The following is a 6,472-nucleotide window of genomic DNA, read 5'->3' on the forward strand; positions in this document are numbered from 1 at the left end:
AAACTATCAGCTGTTATATTATATTCTTTGGTATTTCTAAATCCACAGCCCCGGATCTAGAGATCAATGATACTGAAATAACGATTAAAAATTATAGAAGATTAGCTAATTAGGAGGGACAATCATGCGTACAACATATATGGCGAAAGCAAACGAAGTTGAACGTAAATGGTATGTTGTAGATGCGTCAGGACAAACACTTGGTCGTTTAGCGAGTGAAGTTGCTGCCATCTTACGTGGTAAACATAAACCAACATTTACTCCACACGTAGATACTGGAGATAATGTAATCATTATTAATGCAGAAGAAATTCAATTAACAGGTAATAAAATCAATGACAAAATGTACTACCGTCACTCTGGTCATCCAGGTGGTTTAAAATCTAGAACGGCTCTAGAAATGCGTACAACTCGTCCAGAGCAAATGCTTGAGCTTGCTGTTAAAGGTATGCTTCCAAAGAACAAGCTAGGACGTCAAATGATTAAAAAGCTTCACGTTTATCGTGGAAGCGAACATACACATCAAGCACAAAAACCAGAAGTTTACGAACTTCGCGGTTAATTTTAAAGGAGGTTATTACTTTGGCACAAGTACAATACTACGGTACTGGACGTCGTAAGCATTCAGTAGCACGTGTACGTTTAGTTCCAGGAGACGGTCGTATCGTTGTAAACGGTCGTGAATTAGATGAGTATTTCGGTTTAGAAACATTAAAGCTTATCGTTAAGCAGCCGCTTGCTGCAACAGAAACAGAAGGAACATATGATGTTCTTGTTAATGTTGATGGTGGTGGATATACAGGACAAGCAGGTGCGATCCGTCATGGTGTTTCACGTGCGCTTCTTCAAGCAGATCCTGAATACCGCGCTACATTAAAAGCTGCTGGATTCTTAACACGTGACGCTCGTATGAAAGAACGTAAGAAATACGGTCTTAAAGGCGCTCGTCGTGCACCTCAGTTTTCAAAACGTTAATTCGTTTTATACAAAAACCTTGGTTCCATTGCGAACCAAGGTTTTTTATTTATTAATTTTCTCTATTTCCCTTTAAAAATTTACCAATCTCTTGTTTGTATGAGCCACAGCCCCGTGTTAGAGACTAATATAAACAAAAGAAAGAGGAGATTGGCAAAGATGAAAGTGATTACAAATTTTTATGAAAAAAAACGTAAAAAACGAATGCAGTTCGAGCGTAATATGCTAAAGCAGTTATCCCTCTCAAAGATCAACAAAGATGTGCAGCTTACGTTTATGCCCTTTTTAAATTCTTCTTTATTAATGCAGGAAGATCTTGAGAATATTTGTGTCGATTTAGCAATTGAAGCTTATTTAATCGGTGCTGAGTTCAGTAAGTTTGGCTATTATGGAGAAGAAAGAGAAGTGGTAAGAAGGCGTTCAACTAATGAAGAGAACATTCTTATCTCTACCTTGTTTGATTATTGGCGTTTTTGGAATGCGAACAATACCCCAATGGAGGACTCGATTTGGATTGCGTGTGAGTCCTTTATATCCAAATGGTGGTCTGAAGGTTTTGAACTAGGGCAAAAGCGTCGTCGTCTTCGTCTTCAGTAACAAGTGAAGTTGCAATCTAAAGAATATCTTTTTTCATATTTAAATTCCTTGTCCCATATATATTCATTAAGATGACGGGTATGGAGGGGACAAGGAAATGAAGAAGCATCTAAAAGCTTTCTTTTTTTTAATTGGTATTGCCCTATTTTTAATTATCGTTAAATATCAGTTTTTAAGCGATCATTCTTGGTCTACGTGGAGTTTACCTTTAACAGGAAAAGTAATTGTAATTGATGCAGGGCATGGAGGGCCGGATGGAGGGGCTGTCGGAAAAGGAGATATTATTGAAAAAGATATTGCGTTAGATATTTCCTTAAAGCTGCGTCATTACCTAGAAGAATCAGGAGCCCTTGTTGTGATGACAAGGGAAAAAGATACAGATTTAGCTGATGCTGATACGAAAGGTTATCGAAAACGAAAAGCTGAAGATTTGCGAAAACGAGTAGAAATGATTAATGAAGAAGATGTTGATTTGTTTATTAGTATTCATCTAAATGCTGTTCCTTCTCCAAAATGGAGTGGGGCCCAAACGTTCTATAACCCTTCTAATGAAGAAAGTGAAACAGTGTCACGGTTTATTCAAGATGAAATTAGGCGTAATTTAGAAAATACAGCACGTCTAGCTAAAAAAATGGACAGTGTTTATCTGTTACGAAATGTAAAAACAGCCGGTGCGCTCGTGGAAGTAGGTTTTTTATCCCATCCAACTGAAAAAGAGTTATTAAACACAAAAAATTATCAAAATAAAATCGCGGCATCGATTTATCAAGGGATTTTACGTCACTATACAGATGAAGAACCCCCTCAATCTTAAAAAAGTCATTGTTTTATAAAGAACAGGCATTCATATGGTATACTTGACTTGTAACCGAATACAGTAAAGGTGGTGTCCAAATGATAACAGAAAACAAGGTATTAGATTTATTAAAACATATTCAAGATCCTGTTCTACATAAAAGTATTATCGATACAGGTGGCCTTAAAGAACTGAAGGTAAAAGAAAATTATGTGAGTATCAAATTAGCGTTAGCACAAACAGGTACACCTGAACAAATGCAGCTGCAGCAGGAAGTTGTTTCAGTGTTAAAAGAAGCAGGAGCAGAGTCAGTAGGGCTGCGTTTTGAGCAGTTAATGGAAACAGAAATTGAAAAACATCAAGGTAAAGCAAAGAAAGAAGAAAGTCCATCTCTGCTTTCTCCAAACAGCAAAACAATGTTTATTGCTGTAGCAAGCGGAAAAGGGGGCGTAGGAAAGTCAACAGTTTCTGTTAACTTGGCGACAGCACTAGCGCGTTTAGGAAAAAAAGTGGGCCTTATTGATGCAGATATTTATGGTTTTAGCGTTCCGGATATGATGGGTATTGAAGAACGCCCTAAAGTGGTAGATGAAAAAATTATTCCTGTTGAGCGCTTTGGTGTAAAAGTAATTTCAATGGCCTTTTTTGTTGAAGAAAACGCCCCTGTCATTTGGCGCGGACCAATGCTTGGTAAAATGCTGAATAACTTCTTTACAGAAGTTAACTGGGGGGAGTTGGATTATTTACTGCTTGATCTTCCTCCTGGTACAGGAGATGTTGCGTTAGATGTGCATACGATGCTCCCAGCTTCAAAAGAAATTATTGTCACAACCCCTCATCCGACAGCAGCATTTGTTGCAGCAAGAGCAGGAGCAATGGCATTAAAGACAAACCATGAAGTGCTCGGTGTTGTTGAAAATATGAGCTATTTTGAAAGTCAGCTTACGGGGGAAAAAGAATATGTTTTTGGCAAAGGTGGCGGTTCAAAGCTTGCAGAGGAATTAACGACAGAAGTAATTGGTCAAATCCCTCTTTCCCAGCCGTATATGGATGAAGATATTTTTGCGCCATCTGTTTATGAAAAAAGACATCCGATTGGAACTATTTACGGAGAAATTGCTAAAAAAGTGATTAATAAAACAGAGAAGTAAAGACCCATTGTTAAATGGGTCTTTACTCTCCTCCAGCTTCTCCTCCACCTTCTTCTTCACTGCCTTCTTCTTGACTTTTTTCTTCTTCTCCACCCTCTTCTTTCTTACTGCTTTCTGCTGCTTTTTGCTGCTCTTCCGCTAATTTTTCTAAAAGCCCAGCAATTTCTGCTTTAAACAATGGATTTTGTAAAGCTTCAGTCATCATCTCTTGAGTTTGTTCCCGATATTGAGTGCTTTTCATTAAATCCAAAAATTGTTTTTCCATCTCTGGATCCTTTAAAATTTCTTTCATTTTCTTTTGATATTCAGGATCATTCATAAGACCTTTTAATACTTTTTCATTTTCTTTTTGCATGCTTTTAGCTAGGGATTCTACAAATTTTGGGTCTTTCATTTGTTCTTCCCAAAACTTTTTCCCCTCTTCAGATGTAAGAGTCGTTTGAATTGTTTCTTTTACAAAATCTTGCTCCATGAGGATTTCTTGTTTTATTTTCTCATCTGTAAGTATTTCTTGAATTGCTTTTTTGCCATCATCTGTTTTCAATATATCAACAATCATTTTCTTTGTTTCTTCATAATTAGGCTGACTGCCTTGATTTTCATTTGCAGCACATCCAATAAGGAAAATAAATAAAGAACAAAAGATGAGCAGTTTTTTCCAGTAATTCATTTTTTCTGCCCCTTTCACGATTTATAATTTACTCTTAATATGAATAACAACATAAAAAAATATGCTTGGTTTATTAAGGAAGACTGGCTTTTTAAAGCATGCATTGGTAAAATCGAGAAGGGAAAGTGAACAAATAATATTTAATTTTTGTTAGAGGAAGTGAAGGTGTGAACTTTCGTAAGTGGGTTTATTTATTTTTTTCCACATTAGCTCTTGGTGGACTTAGCGGTATGATAACGGGTTTAGTGATAAAAGGAGATTTAAATCAAGGCATTGTACCATTGCTCGGGTTGGCGGTATGGTTTTTAGGAGTTGCCATTATCTTTAGTTTAATTAGCCAAATGGGTTTTTTTGCGTATTTAACGATTCATCGTTTTGGGTTAGGAATATTTAAATCCGTGAAGCTTTGGAATGCCGTGCAGCTTGTATTAGTAGCTTTTGTATTATTTGATTTAGTTTTTTTTCGTTATACAGCATTTGCAAAAGCGGAAGAGACAATTTTTTCTTATTTAGTTTTACCATTTCTCTTGCTTATACTTGGTCTTATTGTAGCTTTTATTAAACAAAAACAAACGAATAAACAAGCATTTGTGCCGGCGCTCTTTTTTATGACTGTGGTCACTACTTTAGAGTTATTCCCTGTTTTACGTGCAAACGATTCAAAATGGGTGTGGATTATGTTTGTTCCTTTAATTGTTTCAAACATATGGCAGATGTTAACTCTTCACAAATTAACGGGTACAGCTTCAAAATAATTATAAAAACCCAGCTTCGTTTTGAAGCTGGGTTTTTACGAAAAAGGATTAATTGATTTCTTTGCTTTTTGTATTTGTATCTGCAATTAATTCTGAAACTGTTACAAAGGAAAAACCGCGCTTTTTAAGATCATCAATAATAACAGGAAGCGCTTTTTCAGTTTGTTTTGCAGAGTCTGAAGCATGAAGCAGGACGATGTCTCCGCCTTTTACGTTTTCTGTAACGTTCTTAATGATTTGATTAGTCCCGGGATTTTTCCAATCTTCTGAGTCGATACTCCAGTGTACAATTGTATAGCCAAGTTTTTCAGAAATAGTCAAAACCCTTTTATTAAAACTGCCATTAGGAGGACGAAGAAGCTTGGAGTTTTCTTTCGTAATATCTTTTAATGCGTCTTGTGCAAGATAAATATCCTGTTGGACTTTAGCATCTTCCCACTCCGTATAATTTTGATAGCGGTAGCCATGGAGACCAATCTCATGCCCGTCTTCTGCAATACGCTTTGCGATGTCAGGATGCTTTTCTACCCAGGAACCTGATAAAAAAAAGGTCGTTTTATTTAAATGGTGTTTTTTTAAGATCTCCAGAATAGGCATGGCTTTTGTTTCTCCCCAACTAATATCAAAGGTTAAGGCAATCTTTTTCTCTTTTGTATTTACTTTGTCGATTGCTCTTGGGCCATCCTTTGTTGAAAAGACGGCAAGCTGGTCTTGTTCAACATATAAAATCCCTGCTGAAAAAAGAGCGGCTACAACAATAATAAGGAGCTGCTTAAGCTTTCTTCCATTTAATGTATAAAAGAAGTTCATAAAATAAGGCCTCCTGTTTATAGCGTTGTCACATCTTATGCTCGTCTTATTCTCTTCATGAGTAGTTTTCAAAAAATAAAAGTTCTTCTTCATAAAAAAATAAAATTTTGGTAATAATGAACATTAAACCTAAATGAGGAGTGAGAATGTGCTTGGATTATTAATCAGTCAGCAGGAAATAAAAGAAGTGGAGTACTTATTAAAAAAAGAAATGGAAGAGCTCCTTCTTGATCTCCAGGATTCACGTATTAATCATCTTGTAAAGCGAGCCTTGGAGGAGCGTTATCAAATCTTATTTCGGTTGTTTCGGCGATTTGCTTCTTCAAAAGACTGTTTAAAATATATGAGACAAATTAAGAATGGCTAATTTATTAAAAAAATTTAAAAAGGGTTGCATTATAAATATATGCATGATATATTATTACTTGTCGCCAAAACAAGGCGGTTTAATAAAAAAACTTTTTAAAAAACATGTTGACTTTTAAAAAACAACATGATAAGATGATAAAGTCGCTGTTGAGAAACAGCATAATTGTTCTTTGAAAACTGAACAAAACGCCAAGCGAATTTATGCAATATCCCGAAAGAAGCAATTCTTTCGACAACAACTATTGAGCAATTCAAACTTAATTTGAGAGTTTGATCCTGGCTCAGGACGAACGCTGGCGGCGTGCCTAATACATGCAAGTCGAGCGCGTGAAACTAACTGATCCCTTCG

General features: G+C 36.2%; 9 protein-coding genes and 1 rRNA gene. 8 read left to right on the forward strand and 2 right to left on the reverse strand.

What is annotated here, in order from left to right; all coding sequences use genetic code 11:
- The first annotated feature begins 124 nt into the window (after window positions 1-124).
- The 5 genes from rplM (at window position 125) to DS031_RS20535 (ending at window position 3,519) form a co-directional block, all read left to right on the forward strand.
- Window positions 125-562: a 50S ribosomal protein L13 gene (rplM, locus tag DS031_RS20515; protein WP_113808068.1), complete on the forward strand. Its 438-nt coding sequence runs from the start codon at window positions 125-127 to the stop codon at window positions 560-562.
- Window positions 563-582: 20 nt separating this feature from the next.
- Window positions 583-975: a 30S ribosomal protein S9 gene (gene rpsI, locus DS031_RS20520; protein ID WP_113808069.1), complete on the forward strand. Its 393-nt coding sequence runs from the start codon at window positions 583-585 to the stop codon at window positions 973-975.
- Between the two features lie 159 nt (window positions 976-1,134).
- Window positions 1,135-1,572 carry a DUF2521 family protein gene (locus tag DS031_RS20525; protein WP_113808070.1) on the forward strand — a complete coding sequence of 146 codons (438 nt, stop codon included), beginning with the start codon at window positions 1,135-1,137 and terminating at the stop codon, window positions 1,570-1,572.
- Between the two features lie 97 nt (window positions 1,573-1,669).
- Window positions 1,670-2,386 (forward strand): N-acetylmuramoyl-L-alanine amidase CwlD, encoded by a 717-nt coding sequence (cwlD, locus tag DS031_RS20530; RefSeq protein ID WP_113808071.1) that lies wholly within the window; start codon window positions 1,670-1,672, stop codon window positions 2,384-2,386.
- 80 nt (window positions 2,387-2,466) lie between these two features.
- Window positions 2,467-3,519 (forward strand): Mrp/NBP35 family ATP-binding protein, encoded by a 1,053-nt coding sequence (locus DS031_RS20535; protein WP_113808072.1) that lies wholly within the window; start codon window positions 2,467-2,469, stop codon window positions 3,517-3,519.
- Window positions 3,520-3,541: 22 nt separating this feature from the next.
- Here the strand turns inward: DS031_RS20535 and gerD are convergent, their stop codons facing one another.
- Window positions 3,542-4,189 carry a spore germination lipoprotein GerD gene (gene gerD / locus DS031_RS20540; RefSeq protein ID WP_113808073.1) on the reverse strand — a complete coding sequence of 216 codons (648 nt, stop codon included), beginning with the start codon at window positions 4,187-4,189 and terminating at the stop codon, window positions 3,542-3,544.
- 167 nt (window positions 4,190-4,356) lie between these two features.
- Between gerD and DS031_RS20545 the strand changes: the two genes are divergently transcribed.
- The gene (locus DS031_RS20545; RefSeq protein WP_113808074.1) at window positions 4,357-4,944 is read left to right on the forward strand and encodes a KinB-signaling pathway activation protein; all 588 of its coding nucleotides are present in this window, start codon (window positions 4,357-4,359) and stop codon (window positions 4,942-4,944) included.
- Between the two features lie 48 nt (window positions 4,945-4,992).
- Here the strand turns inward: DS031_RS20545 and pdaB are convergent, their stop codons facing one another.
- Window positions 4,993-5,754 carry a polysaccharide deacetylase family sporulation protein PdaB gene (gene pdaB, locus DS031_RS20550; RefSeq protein ID WP_113808075.1) on the reverse strand — a complete coding sequence of 254 codons (762 nt, stop codon included), beginning with the start codon at window positions 5,752-5,754 and terminating at the stop codon, window positions 4,993-4,995.
- A 148-nt stretch (window positions 5,755-5,902) separates the two neighbouring features.
- Between pdaB and DS031_RS20555 the strand changes: the two genes are divergently transcribed.
- Window positions 5,903-6,121, forward strand: coding sequence for a hypothetical protein (locus DS031_RS20555; protein ID WP_113808076.1), 219 nt, complete (start codon window positions 5,903-5,905; stop codon window positions 6,119-6,121).
- 260 nt (window positions 6,122-6,381) lie between these two features.
- Window positions 6,382-6,472, forward strand: a 16S ribosomal RNA gene (locus DS031_RS20560); the annotation flags it as partial.

Source organism: Bacillus taeanensis, from assembly GCF_003318295.1.
GTDB lineage: Bacteria > Bacillota > Bacilli > Bacillales > UBA6769 > Maribacillus > Maribacillus taeanensis.

What these genes read in the sequence shown, in the direction of transcription:
- rplM (WP_113808068.1), top strand. Translation starts at nt 125, where the DNA reads ATGCGTACAACATATATGGCGAAAGCAAACGAAGTTGAACGTAAATGG.
- DS031_RS20525 (WP_113808070.1), top strand. Translation starts at nt 1,135, where the DNA reads ATGAAAGTGATTACAAATTTTTATGAAAAAAAACGTAAAAAACGAATG.
- cwlD (WP_113808071.1), top strand. Translation starts at nt 1,670, where the DNA reads ATGAAGAAGCATCTAAAAGCTTTCTTTTTTTTAATTGGTATTGCCCTA.
- DS031_RS20535 (WP_113808072.1), top strand. Translation starts at nt 2,467, where the DNA reads ATGATAACAGAAAACAAGGTATTAGATTTATTAAAACATATTCAAGAT.
- gerD (WP_113808073.1), bottom strand. Translation starts at nt 4,189, where the DNA reads ATGAATTACTGGAAAAAACTGCTCATCTTTTGTTCTTTATTTATTTTC.
- pdaB (WP_113808075.1), bottom strand. Translation starts at nt 5,754, where the DNA reads ATGAACTTCTTTTATACATTAAATGGAAGAAAGCTTAAGCAGCTCCTT.